A 16248-nucleotide genomic window follows, 5' to 3' on the forward strand; every position below is an offset into this window, starting at 1 on the left:
CTTGCGCCGTCGGACAAGAATAGTATGGTCCCGCCACCCTTTATCAAGCAACGGGATCAGTACCATGCCGGCCTTCAAGACCCTCGACGACCTCACCGATATCGCAGGTAAGCGCATTCTCGTCCGCGTCGACCTCAACGTTCCCGTGAGCGACGGCAAGGTGACGGACGCAACCCGTATCGAGCGCGTTGCCCCAACGATCACGGAACTGTCGAAGAAGGGCGCCAAGGTCATCCTGCTCGCCCATTTCGGCCGCCCCAAGGGTGAACCGGTCGCCGACATGTCGCTGTCCCAGATCGTCATGGCCGTCAATGAAGTGCTGGGTCAGAAGATCCTCTTCGCATCCGACTGCATCGGCCCGGAAGCCGATCAGGCGGTCGCTTCGATGAAGGATGGCGATATTCTGCTTCTCGAAAACACCCGCTTCCACAAGGGCGAGGAAAAGAACGACACCGGCTTTACCGAGGAACTGGCAAAGAACGGCGACATCTATGTCAACGACGCCTTCTCGGCCGCCCACCGCGCCCATGCCTCCACGGAAGGCCTCGCCCACCGCCTGCCCGCCTATGCCGGCCGCACCATGCAGGCTGAACTCGAAGCGCTGGAAAAGGGTCTTGGCGAGCCTGCCCGGCCGGTCGTTGCCATCGTCGGCGGCGCCAAGGTCTCCAGCAAGATCGATCTGCTGCAGAACCTGGTGAAAAAGGTGGATGCGCTGGTGATCGGCGGCGGCATGGCGAACACGTTCATCGCCGCACAGGGCATCGATGTCGGCAAGTCGCTTTGCGAGCATGACCTTGCAGACACCGCCCGCGCCATCATGGCCGAAGCAGAAGCGTCCGGCTGCACCATCGTACTGCCAAGTGACGGCGTCGTTGCCCGCGAGTTCAAGGCGAATGCCGACAACGAAACCGTCGCGATCGATGCGATCCCGTCCGATGCGATGATGCTCGACGTCGGCCCGAAATCCGTCGAAGCCGTCAACGAATGGATCGGCAAGGCCTCGACGCTGGTCTGGAACGGCCCACTCGGCGCCTTCGAGATCACCCCGTTCGACACAGCGACCGTCTCCGCTGCAAAATTCGCAGCCGCTGAGACGAAGGCCGGCAGGCTGGTTTCAGTCGCCGGTGGCGGCGATACGGTGGCAGCACTCAACCATGCAGGCGTGGCCGACGATTTCTCCTACGTCTCGACCGCTGGCGGCGCCTTCCTGGAATGGATGGAAGGCAAGGAACTGCCCGGCGTTTCGGTTCTGACAAAGGCCTGATCGGCCAGCGTTCGGAGAATGCCTCCTGGTGGGTCAGAGGCGCGGGACATAGGCTTCCGCGCCCGATCGGCAAGGCGAATTTAAAGAAATTCAATATTTTAAACGATTGAAACGATTTCAATCGTTTCAATGGCTTAGAGCATCATTTCCCTTTAAAAGAACTTCTGTTATCGGCGGGAGAGAACTTCGGATATGCTCTTCAATATCGGGCTCTCCGAAGATTGAATGGGCATAAGCGCGCAACGCGCCATTGTGAGGGATAGGAGCGATTATGGTAGACGCGAAGATGTTGGACAAAGTCAGGTCGGCGCCCGGTTTCATTGCGGCGCTTGATCAGAGCGGTGGTTCGACACCCAAAGCGCTGCTGCTCTACGGCATTGCCGAAACCGACTACCAGGGCGACGAAGACATGTTCCGCCTGATGCACGCCATGCGCGCCCGCATCATGAAGGCACCGGCCTTTACAGGCGACAAGGTTGTCGGCGCCATCCTGTTCGAACGCACTATGGATGGTGATGTCGACGGCGAGCCGGTTCCTTCCTACCTCTGGAACAAGCGCGGCGTCGTGCCTTTCCTGAAGATCGACAAGGGCCTGGATGCCGAAGAAAACGGCGTTCAGCTGATGAAGCCGATGCCTGATCTTGACGCGCTCCTCATTCGCGGCCGCGAAAAGGGAATTTTCGGCACCAAGATGCGTTCCGTGATCGCCTCTGCCGACAAGGCCGGTATCGCTGACGTGGTGCAGCAGCAGTTCGATGTCGCCCGTCAGATCATCGCCCAGGGCCTCGTTCCGATCATCGAGCCGGAGATCCTCATCAACAGCCCAACCAAGGCTGAAGCCGAGACCATCCTGCGCGACGAGATCGCCCAGCATCTCGATACGCTCGGTCCGGGCGAAGACGTGATGCTGAAGGTGACGATCCCGACGGTTGCCGATTTCTATGCGGATCTCGCTGCCCACAAGTCCGTCGTTCGCCTCGTCGCACTGTCCGGCGGCTACAGCCGCGTCGACGCCTGCGAGAAGCTCAGCCACAACCGCGATATGATCGCGAGCTTCTCGCGCGCGCTCACCGAAAACCTGCGCGTATCGATGAGCGACGCAGATTTCGACGCGAGCCTGGCTGAAACCATCGACGGGATCTATTCCGCAAGCGTCAACAAGGCCTGATGCTCTAACCCTGATGCTGCGGCATCGGGAACACGAACCTGGAAAAGGCCGCCTCAGCTTTAATAGCTCTGGCCCTTTTCATGGGAGGAAGAGGCCGCACCGGGGGGTGCGGCCTTTCTCGTTTCCAGACCCTGCCCAGACAATCAGGATTGATGTCTTCCATCAAAACCATTGTCTGGTGATGGGAGATCGCAGGCTCTAGAAGTGGGGCCTCAACTGAGGAGCCTGTCCATGCCTGTTGCCGATTTCGTCACCGTCGATGTCTTTACCGACCAGCGCTTCTTCGGCAATCCGCTTGCGGTCATCACAGACGCCCGCGGCCTTTCGGGCGATGAGATGCAGGCGATCGCAACGGAGTTCGGCTATTCCGAAACCACGTTCGTGCTTCCACCGGACAATCCAGCCAACACGGCGCGCGTGCGCATCTTCACGCCGACGACAGAGGTTCCCTTTGCCGGCCATCCGAATGTCGGAACTGCCTTCGTCCTTGGAAACCTGCCCGACCTGTTCGGCAGCGCTTTAGGCAACACGCTCCGCTTCGAGGAAATCGCCGGACTGGTCGAGATCGACCTGATCCGGGAGGGCGATGTGGTTGTCGGCGCAACCATCCGGGCACCGCGGCCACTCGAACTGGGCGCCGAGATCGAACCTCAACGTATCGCCGACTGCGCATCCATCGGCGTCGGGCATGTCGTCACGCACAATCACGCACCCGTCTTCGCATCGGTCGGCTTGCCATTCGCAATTGCTGAGTTGGACGGCCTGCAGGCGCTCGCCGCGGCCAGGCCGGATCTCACGTCATTCCATCGCGCGGCCGAGATCAGCCCGGGCGATCAGATGGAGTTTTCGCTGTTTCTCTATGTCCGTGATGCCAAGGATCGCCTGCATATCCGTGCCCGCATGTTCGCACCGCTCGACAATGTGCCGGAAGACCCGGCAACGGGTAGCGCGTCTGCAGCGCTCGGCGCGTTCCTTGCGATGCTTGACCCTGAAACCGACGCCGATATCCGCATGACCGCCGAACAGGGTGTGGAGATGGGCCGCCGCAGCGTGATCGAGCTCGCCATGGTCAAAAGACAGGGTCGCGTCACCGATGTGCGGATCAGCGGAAGCTGCGTGAAGGTGATGAGCGGCCGGATCGAGCTGTAATCAGCCGACGAACTCGCGCAGCAGCAGTGCCACGGACCAGAGCGCGAAGGCGACCAGCGCCAGCTTCCAGAAATCCATTCGGCGCCTGAGGCCCGGGAGGTTCAATGGCTTGATGATCTGCACGACCATGGCCAGCATCAACAGGACGGAGATTGTTTTTGTCATCTGTCTTTCGTCACTGTTTCAAAGGCTCGCCACAGGCTGGACATTTTTGCTCTCCACCACAGTTAGACCGGGAGGAGAATCGGGGTCTGTTGCGTCATGATCTCTGATCTGCCTTACCTTCGTTAACGTCCTGTGCCGGTCTGCGCAACATCGCTCCGGCACGGCAGGGCGGATCACCGACCACGAAGAGAGCTGACAGTATAGACGATGAGCCGTAATCTCCTTCCCGTTCTCGCCCTCCTCACTGGTACGCTCTTTCTGTTCCTCGGCAATGGCCTGCAGGGTCTTTTGTTGCCGGTGCGCGGTTCGATCGAAGGTTACTCGAACGAGGTTCTCGGCCTGCTCGGCACAACCTGGGCCTCAGGCTTCGTCATCGGTTGCTTCGTGGCACCGAATGTCGTGCGCCGCATCGGGCACGTTCGCGCTTTCTCCGGCTTCCTGGCCCTGATCTGCCTCAACGTGCTTATGACCGGCCTGCTGGTCGATGACGTCGCGTGGCTCATCCTGCGGGCAATCACCGGCTTTTGCACTGCCGGTACGTCGATGATCATCGAAAGCTGGCTCAACGAACGTGCCACACCGGAAAACCGGGGCACGATCTTTTCCTTCTATATCTCCATCACCCTGTTCGGCGTTGTCGGTGGCCAGTTGATGGTGCCGTTTGCCGATGTGACGCTGCCGACGCTGTTCATGGTCTGCGGCATCCTCTACTCGATCGCCGCCCTGCCGACGACGCTGTCCAAGGCTGCGTCACCACAACCGCTGAAACGCGCGCGGCTGGATCTCAAGGGACTGTTTCGAAACTCGCCGATCTCCTGCGTAGGCATTCTCTTGGTCGGCATCGCCAACGGGGCCTATGGCACGCTCGGCGCCGTGTTCGCGACCAAGGTCGGCCTCGACAAGGGATCGGTCGCCGCAATGGTATCGATCACCATCTTTGCCGGCGCGATCATGCAGTTTCCGGCGGGCCGGTTGTCGGACAGGCTGGACCGCCGTCATGTCCTTGCAGTCCTCTCCGGCGTCAGTGCGCTGGCAGGCCTTGCCGTTGTGCTGGTTGCGCCGACCAACGTCTACACGATCGTTATCCTCGTCGCGACCTACGGCGCCGCCGCGAACGCGCTCTACCCGATCGCCGTTGCCCATGCCAACGACTTCGCCCAGCCCGAGGACTTCGTAAAGGTCTCCGGCGGCCTGTTGCTTCTTTACGGCATCGGGACGATCATCGGCCCGACGCTCGGAGGTCCTGTCATGACCTGGGCCGGCCCTCACGCTTTGTTTGGCGTCACGGCTGTCGCCCATCTGATGATCACTGTCTATGCGATTGTCCGAAGCCGGCAGCGCGCACCCGTCCCTGCCGGCGAACGCGATGCCTACACGACGGTGACAGGAACCAACGGACCACTCGCGACACCCGAGGGCCTCTCGCTCGATCCGCGCGCAAGACCCAAGGATGCAGCCGCGTCTGAACAGCAGACGACGCCATAACGGCCAAGGAGGCTTGAAATGTCATTTCTCGACGACGACCGCCCGAAGAAACCCGCAGCTCACGAGATCGGCGCCGACCTATCGCTGCTCTCTGCGGACGAACTGCAGACGCGCATCACCATCCTGCAGGAAGAGATCGCGAGACTGGAAGCAGAGAAGGCGAGGAAGGCTGAGGGTCGCAAGGCCGCTGACAGCTTTTTCCGGACCTGATGTGCCGGACTAAGAATAAACCGCAAAACCACGATCAATCTTAAGCAAACATTAATCATTAACAGAGAATATAGCGATGTTCGGTTCTGCCGGACTCAGACAGTTTCACCGCTCGGCGAATGGTCTGATTTCTCCCTGTTTTACCTTGAGAGCCGCTTTTGCGGCTCTTTTTTTTGGCTGTCGGTCTGTACAGGCTCACGCAGCCATCAAAAACCCGTTCCAAAGGCCATTTTCAGGGGACTTGCGCTTTCGCAAGATCTGTTTCATTTCAAGAAGATCGAGGGCGTTTACCGGTTCCTGTGGGTATTAACCTTTCATTAAGAAACGCCTTGCGGATTTCCAGTATAAGGATCATGTTCACTTCATTCAGCGGGCCAGATGGAACTTTTTGAGCCACTTCGCCATTGCCTGAGTAAGAAAGCATTAGCAGGAATGAATTCGATGTCCGAGCAGGGATTGAACACAGTGAGTTTTGCGGGCCGCGCCGCAAGCTCTGCCCAGTTCAAGTCACTATACTCCGAAGGCATGGCTCTTGTTGAAGAGACAGCAAGCTATCTGGACGGTCAGGGTCGTGCTGCATCCAAGGTTCTGCCGCGCATGGCCTCAGTTTTGTATGCAGCTGAATCCATGCGTCTGACAACTCGCCTGATGCAGATGGCATCGTGGCTTCTGCTTCAGCGTGCCGTCAACAACGGCGAGATGAGCCGCGATCAGGTTCTTTCGGAAAAGAGCAAGGTGCGTCTCGACGGCTTCAATGTCGATCGCAATGCTCCGGGCTGGCTCGATCTGCCGGAAAGCTTCCGTGATCTTGTCGAACGCTCGCTTCGTTTGCAGAACCGCGTCGCTCTTCTGGACCGCGAAATCTATCGCGCCCCGGAAGCCGTTGTCATCTCCGACAACGAAAACAGCGTCCGCGCCCAGCAGAACCTGCTTCACACCGCATTTGGCGGCTGAGATCTGAACGTCGACGGTCCAAAGGCAGGCATTGGCCTGCCTTTTTGCGTTTGGGACTATAGAGATAGCGACGCCAGATAGGCGTTGACACTGTCACGACAGTCAAGCCGATGTTTCGGGCCTTCGAAGGCGCTGAACATCCGGTCATGCGCCTCGAATGAATTCCAGTTGTTGTGTCGGAAGCGATAGCCCGCCACCCAATGGAGTAGCTCTTCGAAGGACGCAACGCTTCCCCCGCCCTGAAGACCGCGATGGCGAATGTTTTCGAGGCAGACGTCGTCGGGCAAGTCGAGAAAGATCAGTGTCGTTGCCCGCGTGATCGCGAGACTGGCAAGCCTGCCATACACGCCTTCGATCAACCAAAAATCTCGTGCGGCGATGCTGCGCACGTCCTCGTCCACGACCTGCCTGTCGCGGCCGATGCCGTACCGTCCGGGCTCCCAACGGACATCGTCCAGGTGGACGGGAGCATGGCCGAGCACCTTTCCCAATCTGGTCGCAAGCCACGTCTTGCCCGATCCGCCATTGCCGAAGATCAGCACGCGACGAAGCGGATGGGGTAGCTTCGACAAAAGATCGACATTCTCCTCCATGCCTCCTAGAAAAACAAAAAAGCCCGGCTTTCGCCAGGCTTCTTTTGTCAAAATGCAAAAAGCAATTAGAGGCCGAGACCGCCGAAACGCTTGTTGAACTTGGAAACGCGGCCACCGCGGTCCAGCATCTGCTGGTTGCCGCCGGTCCAGGCCGGGTGCGATGTCGGGTCGATTTCGAGGTTCATGGTGGCGCCTTCGGTGCCCCAGGTCGAGAACGTCTCGTATTCGGTACCGTCGGTCATGACGACCTTGATCTTGTGGTAGTCGGGATGGATGCCAGCCTTCATGTCGATATTCCTGCTCTGCGAGGTCCATTCGTCGCATTGCGCGAGCAAGAACCGTCTTTAATGAATGAAGCCGCAAACCGGCGCGGTCACGGCTTCCCAATTGGATGCGGAGCCTATACAGGAAGGGCGCCGCAAGTACAAGTCCCCGAAAGGCTGAGATTCCGCTGCCCGGGGGCCATGGAGACGACATGGCCGAAAGCCGAGAAAATCAGAAGAAAAACCGCAGTCTCAAGCCGCTTTCCCGACTGCTCCCCTATCTTTCCCGCTATCGAGCCATGGTCGCCGGCGCGACTTTTTTTCTCGTCCTTGCCGCCTGCACCACACTAGCGCTGCCGCTGGCTGTCCGCCGCATGGTGGATCATGGATTCGCATCCTCTGACGGGCATTTCATCAACAACTATTTTGTCATGCTGTTCGTGCTGGCGGTCCTTCTCGCGATCGCAAGCGGCATGCGCTACTATTATGTCATCACCATCGGCGAGCGCGTGGTGGCGGATCTGCGCCGTGAGGTTTTCTCGCATGTGACGCGGCTGTCTGCTTCCTTCTTCGACGTCAACCAGTCCGGCGAGATCGTCTCGCGACTGACCGCCGATACGACCCAGATCAAGTCCGCCTTTGGTTCTGCCGCATCGCAGGCCCTGCGCAACACCATCCTCTGTCTCGGAGCGATGGGCATGATGGTGTATACGAGCCCTAAACTCTCGGCTCTGGCGCTTGGCGCCATCCCGCTGATCGTGTTCCCCCTCGTTGGCTTCGGCCGCTCGGTGCGCCGCCGGTCGCGTGCCGCCCAGGACATGCTGGCCGCGACTTCCGCCTATGCAGCCGAAACGATCGGCGCCACCCGCACCGTTCAGGCCTTTACCGGCGAGGCTGTCGCCACCTCGCGCTACAGCGACACGGTGGAGAATGCCTTTGAAGCCGCCCGCAAGTCGATCCGCGCCCGCGCGCTTCTGACCGGCTTCGGCATCGTGCTGATCTTCGGCTCGATCGTCGGCGTCCTCTGGTACGGCGCCCAGAGCGTGCTTGCCGGCACGATGACACCGGGCACGCTAGGCCAGTTCGTGCTTTATTCGGTGATTGCGGCAAGCTCGCTCGGCACACTGTCGGAAGTCTGGGGCGAACTGTCGTCTGCAGGCGGCGCCGCCGAACGGCTGTCCGAACTGCTGGATGAAGTGTCCGCCGTGCGTGACCCGGAACACCCGAAAGCGCTCCCCTCACCCCCGCTCGGCGATGTCGCGTTCGACAGCGTCTCGTTCGCCTATCCGGCACGCGTCAGCGCCATCACGCTCAATGCGCTTTCCCTGCATGTGGCACCGGGAGAAACTGTCGCCATCGTCGGTCCCTCCGGTGCCGGCAAGAGCACGATCTTTTCGCTGCTGCTGCGCTTCTACGATCCCACAGCCGGATCGATCCGCCTCGACGGCGTCGACCTCCGCCATGCGACCCTTGAAGACATCCGCTCACGGCTTGCGATCGTACCGCAGGACGTGACGATCTTTGCAGCCTCCATCCACGACAACATCGCCTTCGGCGTCCCGAACGCGACTCGCGACGCCGTGCGTGCAGCAGCAATCGCCGCACAGGCGGACGAGTTCATCGCGAAGCTCGACAACGGCTATGACACGCTCGCCGGCGAACGCGGCATCACCCTGTCCGGCGGCCAGCGCCAGCGGATTGCTATCGCCCGCGCGATCCTGAAGGATGCTCCGGTCCTGCTGCTCGACGAAGCCACCTCGGCGCTCGATGCGGAAAGCGAAACACTGGTGCAAAAGGCGCTCGACGGTCTCATGCGCAACCGCACCACGCTCGTCATCGCCCATCGCCTTGCGACGGTGTTGAAAGCCGATCGTATCCTCGTCCTGGAAAGCGGTCGCGTCGTCGAGGAAGGCACGCACCAGAGCCTGGTGGCGGCTGGCGGTCTCTATGCCAAGCTCGCGCGGCTGCAATTCCAGGATCTCGAGCAAACTTCCGTCAGCGCGATCTGATGGACGCGACCCCCATCATCTCCGCAGATCTGGATAGTCTGCTCGATGACGTTCAGCAGCGCACCTTCCGGTATTTCTGGGATGGTGCCCATGCGCAGAGCGGCCTCCCTTATGACAAATGCCTTCTCGACGGCACGCCCGGCATCGATGCGATCTCGATCAGCGGCACGGGCTTTGGTCTGATGGCAATTCTGGTCGCCTGCGAGCGCGGCTGGATCACCAGCGACGAGGCGCTGGTTCGCATTACCACGATTGTCGAGAGCCTCGAACTGGCACCGCGCTACCACGGCGCGTTCTCTCACTTCATCAATCCCGCTACCAGCGCAATGATTCCGTTTTCTGCGCTGGATGATGGGGGCGACATCGTCGAAACGACCCTTCTCCTTCAGGGCCTGATCTGCGCCCGTGAATATTTCGCGGCAGAGACCATTTCCGAGAAATCGCTGCGCACCGCGATTACCCGGCTGTTCGACGAGGTCGAGTGGACCTGGTACACCCGCGGCAAGACCGACGGCCCGATCTACTGGCACTGGAGCCCGATCAACGAGTGGGCGATGAACCTGCCGATCACCGGCTGGAATGAGGCGCTGTCAACCTATGTCTTTGCCGCCGGCTCGGACACGTTTCCGATCGATCCGCAGAACTATCACTGCGGATGGGCACGCAACGGCGCCATGAAGAACGGCGAGGAATATTTCGGCATACAGCTGCCGCTGGGCGAACCCATGGGCGGGCCGCTGTTCCTGTCGCAATATTCCTTCTGTGCGCTCAATCCACGCGGCCTGTCCGATCGCTACGCCGATTACTGGCGCCAGGCTGTCGCGCATTCACGGATCAACCGCGCCTATTGCCTGACCGTGCCGGAATATGCCGCGGCCGGCGTCTGGGGCCTGACGGCATCGGAAGCCCAGGCCGGCTACGCCGCCAATTCGCCGCTGGTCGATTTCGGCGCGATTGCACCGTCTGCAGCACTGTCGAGCTTTCCTTTCGTGCCCGGCCATGCGGAAGAAGCCTTGCGCGCGCTCCTTGCCTACGAGAACGGACGGCTGGTCAACCGCTTCGGCTTCGCCGACGCGTTTGCGCCGAAGACAGGCTGGGTCGCGTCGACCTACATCGCTATCGACCAGGGGCCGATCGTCGCGATGATCGAGAACCACCGCTCGGGTCTGTTGTGGAAACTGTTCATGGCCGCTCCGGAAGTGCGCCGCGGCCTCGATCGGCTGGGATTCCGCTATCCCGATGTCTCCGCCTGAGGCGAGAGCGCAGCCGCCTGATCACTTCGCGCGTTTGAACGTCCATTTGACGACATGATCGCCATTGCGCTTGATCTTGGTCTTCATCTTCAGCTGGACCGATTGCTCGCCGAACGCAGCCTGCGCCTCCTCGAAAGCACGGCGCGCCTGCGCCATCGCCTCGTGATAGGCGGTATTGTCGCGGCGAGGCGTATCTGCCACCGCCTTGGCGATCGCGTCGATGTCGGGTTTGCTGTAGGTCATGTCAGCGTTCGGTAAGCTTCAGTTCGATGCGGCGGTTCTGGTTTCTGGCATCCGGCGTATCGCCAGCCGCGATCGGCTGGAACTCGCCAAAGCCCGCGGCCACCAGCCGGTTGGCCGGCACGCCCTTCGAGATCAGATACTTGACCACGGACGTCGCGCGCGCAGACGAAAGCTCCCAGTTGTCGCGGTAACGTCCGGTGCCGGAAAGCGGAGCGTTGTCCGTATGTCCGTCGACCCGCAGCACCCAGTTGATCTCGGCCGGAATTTCCTTTGCGAGATCGAGCAGTGCGGCGGCAAGCTTGTCCATCTCCACGAGACCGGCGGCATCGAGTTCGTTGCCGCCGATCGGGAAGAGAACTTCCGACTGGAACACGAACCGATCGCCGACGATGCGGATGTTTTCGCGATCGGAGAGAATCTCACGCAGACGGCCGAAGAAGTCGGAGCGGTAGCGATTGAGCTCCTGCACGCGGGCAGCAAGCGCCACGTTGAGGCGACGACCAAGATCCGAAATCTGCGCCTGCGAGTTGGCGTCCTTCGTTTCCGACGCCTGCAGTGCCTGTTCGACGGCGGCGATCTGGGCCCGCAGCGCCGCGATCTGCTGGTTGAGAAGCTCGATCTGGCTCATCGCCCGGGCGCTGACCTGCCGCTCGTTGGAGAGTTCACCCGTCAGACTGGTCACGCGGGAATTGGCCGCGTCGCTTGCACCACTGCCCTGGTTGAGAAGCTGCTGCAGCCGCGACCGGTCGCTTTCAGCAACCGCCAGCGACGATTGCAGGTTGGCGAGCTGGTCTTCGATATCCTGATTGTTGCCCTTTTCCAGCGCCAGAAGCTCTGTCAGTTCCGCGATCTGGCTGTTCAGCCGGTTCAGAACCTCGTCGCGACCGGAAATCTCGCGGGTGAGCAGGAACTGCGCCAGCACGAACACCGTCAGTAGGAACATGATCGCCATCAGAAGCGTGGTCAGCGCGTCGACGAAGCCCGGCCAGTAGTCCACGCCGTGCTGGCGGCGACGGTTCTTGCCCAGCGCCATGGTCTACTTGCTCCCGATCTTGTCGGACTGACCGATCTTGTCGGAGAGCCGGTCCAGCGTGCGCCGCAGGGCCTTGGACTCCTCCTGCTGCGCCTCGATCCAGTCGCGCAGCATCTGCTGCTCGTTGCGCATGTTCTTGACCAGCCCCTGAATGCCTTCAGCAAGGTTTGCCATGGCAGCAAGCGACTTCTCGTTCTGCTGGACATCACCGCTGCCGGTTTTGCCCTGAGCCGCCGCAATCTTGCGCAGCTCGTCGGCAAGCGTCTTGAATTCGCCGGAGGAACCAGCTGAAAGCCCCGCCGCCGCAACCGGCGCGTCCGATCCCGTATCGGTCACCGATGAAAGCCAGTTTTCGAGTTCCGTATAAAAGCGGTTCTGCGCACGTCCTGCCTGGAGATCGAGGAAGCCGAGGATCAGCGAGCCTGACAGACCAAGCAACGACGACGAAAACGCCGTGCCCATGCCGGCAAGCGGCTGCGCAAGACCGGTCTTGATCGCCGACAGAATGTCGTTGGAGCCGCCGGCGCCCGGATCGAGCGCACCGATGACGTCGCTGATCGAGCCGATCGTGCCGATCAGGCCCCAGAACGTGCCAAGCAGGCCGAGAAACACCAGGAGCCCGATCAGGTAACGGGACGTATCCCGCGATTCGTCGAGGCGGGTGCCGATCGAATCGAGAATGGAGCGCAAGGTTGCGGTCGAAAGCGCCGTCTTGCGGCGACCACCGATCAGCGAGCGCATCGGCGCCAGAAGTTTCGGCTCGCGGCCCACCTTGTCGACGGTGCCGGCAGCGCGGAACGAGTTGAACCAGCGCACTTCCGGAATGAGGCCGATGACCTGCAGGAAAACCAGGACGATACCGATCAACAGGACGCCGAGGATCAGACCGTTCAGACCCGGGTTGGTCTGGAACGCTTGTGCAGCCTGGCGGTACAGGATCGAGCAGACAAAACCGACGATGATCAGGAAGATCAGCATCGTCCAGAGGAAGGAAGCCGGGTTGGAAAGCTTTTCGGTAAAACGGCGGCGGTTAGCTTCAGTTTCGTCCAGATCGTCCACTGTCGCATTCGCCATAATAAGCCTCGCCTCTGGGTCGCGTCGCGCGGAGGCTAGAGCAAAATTGCGACGAATTGAAGTGTCGCCACGGTGCAAAGACCGGGACAAGCCGAAGTTTTTTCCTCGCCATTTCAAATGACAAGCAGCACTCCGGCCGTCACCGCTTCAGCAATCAGCGCGACGGAACCGGACGATTGGAAACTTCCAGCAGCGCCTTCTGGATCAGCTCGTTGCCGGCAACAATGCTCTTGGTGCCGAACATATCGGTCGAGCCCTTGATGTCGCTGACAAAGCCGCCCGCTTCGCGGATGAGGACGAGGCCGGCAGCGATGTCCCACGGCGAAAGACCGATTTCCCAGTGACCGTCGAAGCGACCGGCAGCGACATAGGCGAGATCAAGTGACGCAGCGCCAAGGCGACGAACGCCCGCCACTTCGCCCATCACGTGGCGCAGTTCGACCAGGAACTTGCCGTGATCGCCGCGGCCGAGATGCGGCACGCCGCAACCAACCACGCAATCGGACAGGACCCGGCGTGCGGCAACGCGAATGCGACGGTCGTTCAGGAAGGCGCCGCCGCCCTTTTCTGCCGTATAGAGTTCGTCGGTGCCAGGGTTGAAGATCACGCCGGCGACGATTTCGCCATTGCGCTCCAGCGCGATCGACACCGCGAACTGCGGAATGCCGTGCAGGAAGTTGGTCGTGCCGTCGAGCGGATCGACGATCCAGCGGTGAGCGCCGTCCGTGCCCTTCTCCTCCTGGCTTTCCTCACCGAGGAAGCCGTAGGTCGGGCGCGCCTTCATCAGCTCGTCATGGACGATCTTTTCCGCCTTGAGATCCGCCTGGGTCACGAAATCGCCCGGTCCCTTGACCGAAACCTGCAGGTTCTGAACTTCGCCGAAATCCCTGGAGAGCGACTTGCCAGCCTTGAGGGCGGCCTGAACCATGACGTTGAGAAGGGCTGAGCGGGCCATGCGGGAAATCCTGATCGTATGGTCCCGAACATGCATCAGCCGGGACGTGTCTGTGGCGAATTGTCTTGATTGGCCGGTTCAAGACCACAAAACCAAGGGAAATTCAAGTCGAAGCCGACAAAGCCCGCGTGAACGGACAAAATGCGACATTGCCCGCCTGCCTGCGATCTGCCAGAACGCCGGCTATCGAGATTTTAGGAGTATCACCGTGAAGATCGCATTGCCATTCGGCATCAGCCTCGGACTTGTGGGCGTGATGACCATGCTGTCGCTGGGTCTGATCTCGGCGCTGCCGGCCGATACCCAGTTGCCGATCCACTTCACCCTGACCGGCACACCGACCAGCACGGCACCGGCCATGATCGCGCTGCTGCTTCTGCCGGCCTGCGCTCTCTTCGTGACAGCCATGTTCGCACTTGGCCCCCGCATGGGCGGCCGTATCAAGGCCTCGCCGGGCATCTACCTGATCGTCTGGCTGGTAACGCTGCTGATCCTGGCGCTTGCCCACGGCTTTATCATCCGCCACGCCCTTTTCACGCTGGCGGCGATGAAGGCGACGGCCTGATCACGTCAATTACTGGCGTCGGAAGCGGTTCGCCGCGTCTATCGCCTGGCGCTGCTGCTCGTCGTTGATGCCGAGGTAGAAATCCTCTAGCGCCGCGTCCTGAAGTCCGGCGCGACGGGAAAGCACATACCACTTGGCGGCCTCGACCGGGTTCGGTCGTGTCCCCAGCGCCTCGATATAGAGATGCGACAGCTTGTTCTGGGCAACCACATTGCCGCGATGGGCCGCAATCCGCAGCCATTCGAAGCCCTTGTCGTAGTTGCGTTCGCCGCCGACGCCGTTGACGAACCAGATGCCCATGTCGAGTTGCGCCGTGTCGAACCCGGCCTTCGCCGCGCGCTCCAGCCAACGGCGAGCCTCGGCCTTCTTCTCCTCGGGCACGCCCTTCATGTTCACGTAGAGCTGGGCCACCGCATATTGGGCATCGGCCACGCCCTGCTTTGCCGCCCGCTCGTAGAAGGGCAGCGCCAGCTTGAAACCTTTGTCGCCAGGATTGTCCGACACCAGGATCTGGCCCCAGTTGAACTGCGCCGATGAATTGCCGGCTTCCGCCGCCTTGCGCATATAGTCGTCGGCCTTCTTTTTGTCGGCGGGCACGTAACGGCCGCTCATCAAAAGAAGCGAATACTGGAACATGGCGGCAGGATCGCCGCGCTCGGCAGCCTGCCCGTACCAGAAGGCCGCGGTCTTTGCGTCGCGGTTGATGCCGAGCCCCTTACTCATCATTTCGGCGACAAGCGTCTGCGACGCCGCATCGCCGGCCGACGCACGCTTCAGTGCGACATCGAGCGCCTTGACGTACAAGCCGCGCTGGAACGCACCATATGCCTCGTCGATCGGGCCCGTATAGGGCTTCTCCGGCGGCAGTGGCGGCAAGGTCACGCCCATGCGCTGATAGAGTTCGACACCGGCGGACGGCACGATGCCATCGGGCTGTGCACCGCGTTCGACGCCCATTGCATCCGGCGCGACCGGTCTCGTCACCACCTGACGCGACTGCGCCGCCGTCGGCCCCTCCTGCTCCACCGCACCGGGTTGCTGCACCTGCGCAATTGCCGGATGCGGCAAGACGGCCGACGCGGAAAGGCTGGCGGCAAGCATCAGGACGGTGGATGAGGCGCGACGAATCGATGGCATGGAGACCATCAAGCCTCAAACCGTGGCGCTTTTTCGTCCAGATCGGCGTTGACCAGTCGAACTGCTTCCTGCGGTCCTTGGGGATGATCGAAGACAGCCAGTCTCAAAGCCACGAATTCCGCTCCGTTTTCGGCAACCTCGAGCGCCGAGGAAATGTCCGTGCCGCCCATGGCGATGCAGGGAATTTCCACCATCGAAGCCCACCATTCCGCAAGCGCGACGTTCTTCGGATGCGCCTCCGGCTTGATGTCGCCATCGAGCTTGCCGAAGAAAATATAGTCGGGGCGGCGCTCGCCCACTTCGAGCGCCGTGTGACGCTCGGATGCACCACCGGCGCCGACGATCATCTTCGGGCTGAATTTCTCGATCGTTTCTTCCAGCTCTTCCATCGAACCGGCCATATGCAGGCCATCTGCCTTGACGCGACCTGCGACGCGGCTGTCTCCGGCGATCAGCGCTGCGGCACCCGCAGCCTGGATCATCGGCACCATGAGTTCGGCGCGGTCCTGGAACGCGGTATCGTCTTCATCGTATTGCGGCAGGATCACCGAGGCGACATCGCCGCCCGCAAGCGCCTTCTCCAACCGGTCCGCCTGCGCTTTCGCATCCGCATCCTGCGGCACGATCAGCACCAGACGGCAACGCTCTTCCTGTTTCTTCATGTTTCTTCCCATGCAGCGAACCGCAACCCGGCGATCCGCACTCGTTTTCTCTTGAATGATTCGATA

Annotated in this window: 18 protein-coding genes; 9 read left to right on the forward strand and 9 right to left on the reverse strand. The window is 61.0% G+C overall.

Going from position 1 to position 16248, the window contains the following annotated elements:
• The first annotated feature begins 64 nt into the window (after window positions 1-64).
• From IFT66_RS10840 to IFT66_RS10850, 3 genes are all read left to right on the forward strand, one after another.
• On the forward strand, window positions 65-1264 hold the full coding sequence (locus tag IFT66_RS10840; RefSeq protein ID WP_184654375.1) for a phosphoglycerate kinase: 1200 nt from the start codon (window positions 65-67) through the stop codon (window positions 1262-1264).
• Between the two features lie 271 nt (window positions 1265-1535).
• A complete protein-coding gene (locus IFT66_RS10845; protein ID WP_192077610.1) occupies window positions 1536-2432 on the forward strand; it encodes a fructose bisphosphate aldolase in 897 nt (298 codons plus the stop codon).
• 231 nt (window positions 2433-2663) lie between these two features.
• Window positions 2664-3581, forward strand: coding sequence for a PhzF family phenazine biosynthesis protein (locus tag IFT66_RS10850; protein ID WP_192077611.1), 918 nt, complete (start codon window positions 2664-2666; stop codon window positions 3579-3581).
• Here the strand turns inward: IFT66_RS10850 and IFT66_RS10855 are convergent, their stop codons facing one another.
• Window positions 3582-3746 carry a hypothetical protein gene (locus IFT66_RS10855; protein ID WP_092659869.1) on the reverse strand — a complete coding sequence of 55 codons (165 nt, stop codon included), beginning with the start codon at window positions 3744-3746 and terminating at the stop codon, window positions 3582-3584.
• 207 nt (window positions 3747-3953) lie between these two features.
• Between IFT66_RS10855 and IFT66_RS10860 the strand changes: the two genes are divergently transcribed.
• The 3 genes from IFT66_RS10860 (at window position 3954) to rcdA (ending at window position 6395) form a co-directional block, all read left to right on the forward strand.
• Window positions 3954-5231, forward strand: coding sequence for an MFS transporter (locus IFT66_RS10860; protein WP_062582392.1), 1278 nt, complete (start codon window positions 3954-3956; stop codon window positions 5229-5231).
• Between the two features lie 18 nt (window positions 5232-5249).
• The gene (locus IFT66_RS10865; RefSeq protein WP_062460843.1) at window positions 5250-5441 is read left to right on the forward strand and encodes a DUF1192 domain-containing protein; all 192 of its coding nucleotides are present in this window, start codon (window positions 5250-5252) and stop codon (window positions 5439-5441) included.
• Between the two features lie 441 nt (window positions 5442-5882).
• Complete coding sequence (gene rcdA / locus IFT66_RS10870; protein ID WP_062461855.1) at window positions 5883-6395, forward strand: protease adaptor protein RcdA; 513 nt, start codon at window positions 5883-5885, stop codon at window positions 6393-6395.
• A gap of 56 nt (window positions 6396-6451) precedes the next feature.
• Here the strand turns inward: rcdA and IFT66_RS10875 are convergent, their stop codons facing one another.
• Both IFT66_RS10875 and rpmE read right to left on the reverse strand, forming a co-directional pair.
• Window positions 6452-6988 (reverse strand): AAA family ATPase, encoded by a 537-nt coding sequence (locus tag IFT66_RS10875; protein ID WP_174196145.1) that lies wholly within the window; start codon window positions 6986-6988, stop codon window positions 6452-6454.
• Between the two features lie 65 nt (window positions 6989-7053).
• On the reverse strand, window positions 7054-7275 hold the full coding sequence (rpmE, locus tag IFT66_RS10880) for a 50S ribosomal protein L31 (RefSeq protein ID WP_062460846.1): 222 nt from the start codon (window positions 7273-7275) through the stop codon (window positions 7054-7056).
• Window positions 7276-7463: 188 nt separating this feature from the next.
• Here rpmE and IFT66_RS10885 point away from each other — a divergent pair, with 188 nt between their 5' ends.
• Entirely contained in the window at window positions 7464-9260 is a 1797-nt protein-coding gene (locus IFT66_RS10885; RefSeq protein ID WP_192077612.1) for an ABC transporter transmembrane domain-containing protein, read from the forward strand.
• Complete coding sequence (locus IFT66_RS10890; RefSeq protein ID WP_192077613.1) at window positions 9260-10513, forward strand: glucoamylase family protein; 1254 nt, start codon at window positions 9260-9262, stop codon at window positions 10511-10513. The genes IFT66_RS10885 and IFT66_RS10890 overlap by 1 nt, the downstream gene beginning before the upstream one ends.
• 21 nt (window positions 10514-10534) lie before the next feature.
• Here the strand turns inward: IFT66_RS10890 and IFT66_RS10895 are convergent, their stop codons facing one another.
• From IFT66_RS10895 to IFT66_RS10910, 4 genes are all read right to left on the reverse strand, one after another.
• A complete protein-coding gene (locus IFT66_RS10895) occupies window positions 10535-10756 on the reverse strand; it encodes a hypothetical protein (protein ID WP_062460856.1) in 222 nt (73 codons plus the stop codon).
• 1 nt (window position 10757) lies between these two features.
• A complete protein-coding gene (locus tag IFT66_RS10900; RefSeq protein ID WP_192077614.1) occupies window positions 10758-11789 on the reverse strand; it encodes a peptidoglycan -binding protein in 1032 nt (343 codons plus the stop codon).
• Window positions 11790-11792: 3 nt separating this feature from the next.
• Entirely contained in the window at window positions 11793-12863 is a 1071-nt protein-coding gene (locus tag IFT66_RS10905) for a flagellar motor protein MotA (protein ID WP_192077615.1), read from the reverse strand.
• A 154-nt stretch (window positions 12864-13017) separates the two neighbouring features.
• On the reverse strand, window positions 13018-13818 hold the full coding sequence (locus IFT66_RS10910) for an inositol monophosphatase family protein (protein WP_062461861.1): 801 nt from the start codon (window positions 13816-13818) through the stop codon (window positions 13018-13020).
• Window positions 13819-14026: 208 nt separating this feature from the next.
• Here IFT66_RS10910 and IFT66_RS10915 point away from each other — a divergent pair, with 208 nt between their 5' ends.
• Window positions 14027-14383, forward strand: a complete 357-nt coding sequence (locus IFT66_RS10915) for a hypothetical protein (RefSeq protein ID WP_062460866.1) — start codon at window positions 14027-14029, stop codon at window positions 14381-14383.
• 9 nt (window positions 14384-14392) lie between these two features.
• Here the strand turns inward: IFT66_RS10915 and IFT66_RS10920 are convergent, their stop codons facing one another.
• Both IFT66_RS10920 and IFT66_RS10925 read right to left on the reverse strand, forming a co-directional pair.
• Complete coding sequence (locus tag IFT66_RS10920; protein ID WP_062461864.1) at window positions 14393-15520, reverse strand: tetratricopeptide repeat protein; 1128 nt, start codon at window positions 15518-15520, stop codon at window positions 14393-14395.
• Between the two features lie 8 nt (window positions 15521-15528).
• A complete protein-coding gene (locus IFT66_RS10925; protein WP_192077616.1) occupies window positions 15529-16182 on the reverse strand; it encodes a thiamine phosphate synthase in 654 nt (217 codons plus the stop codon).
• Window positions 16183-16248 lie beyond the last annotated feature (66 nt).

The organism is Rhizobium sp. CFBP 13726 (assembly GCF_014841925.1).
Taxonomy (GTDB): domain Bacteria; phylum Pseudomonadota; class Alphaproteobacteria; order Rhizobiales; family Rhizobiaceae; genus Neorhizobium; species Neorhizobium soli.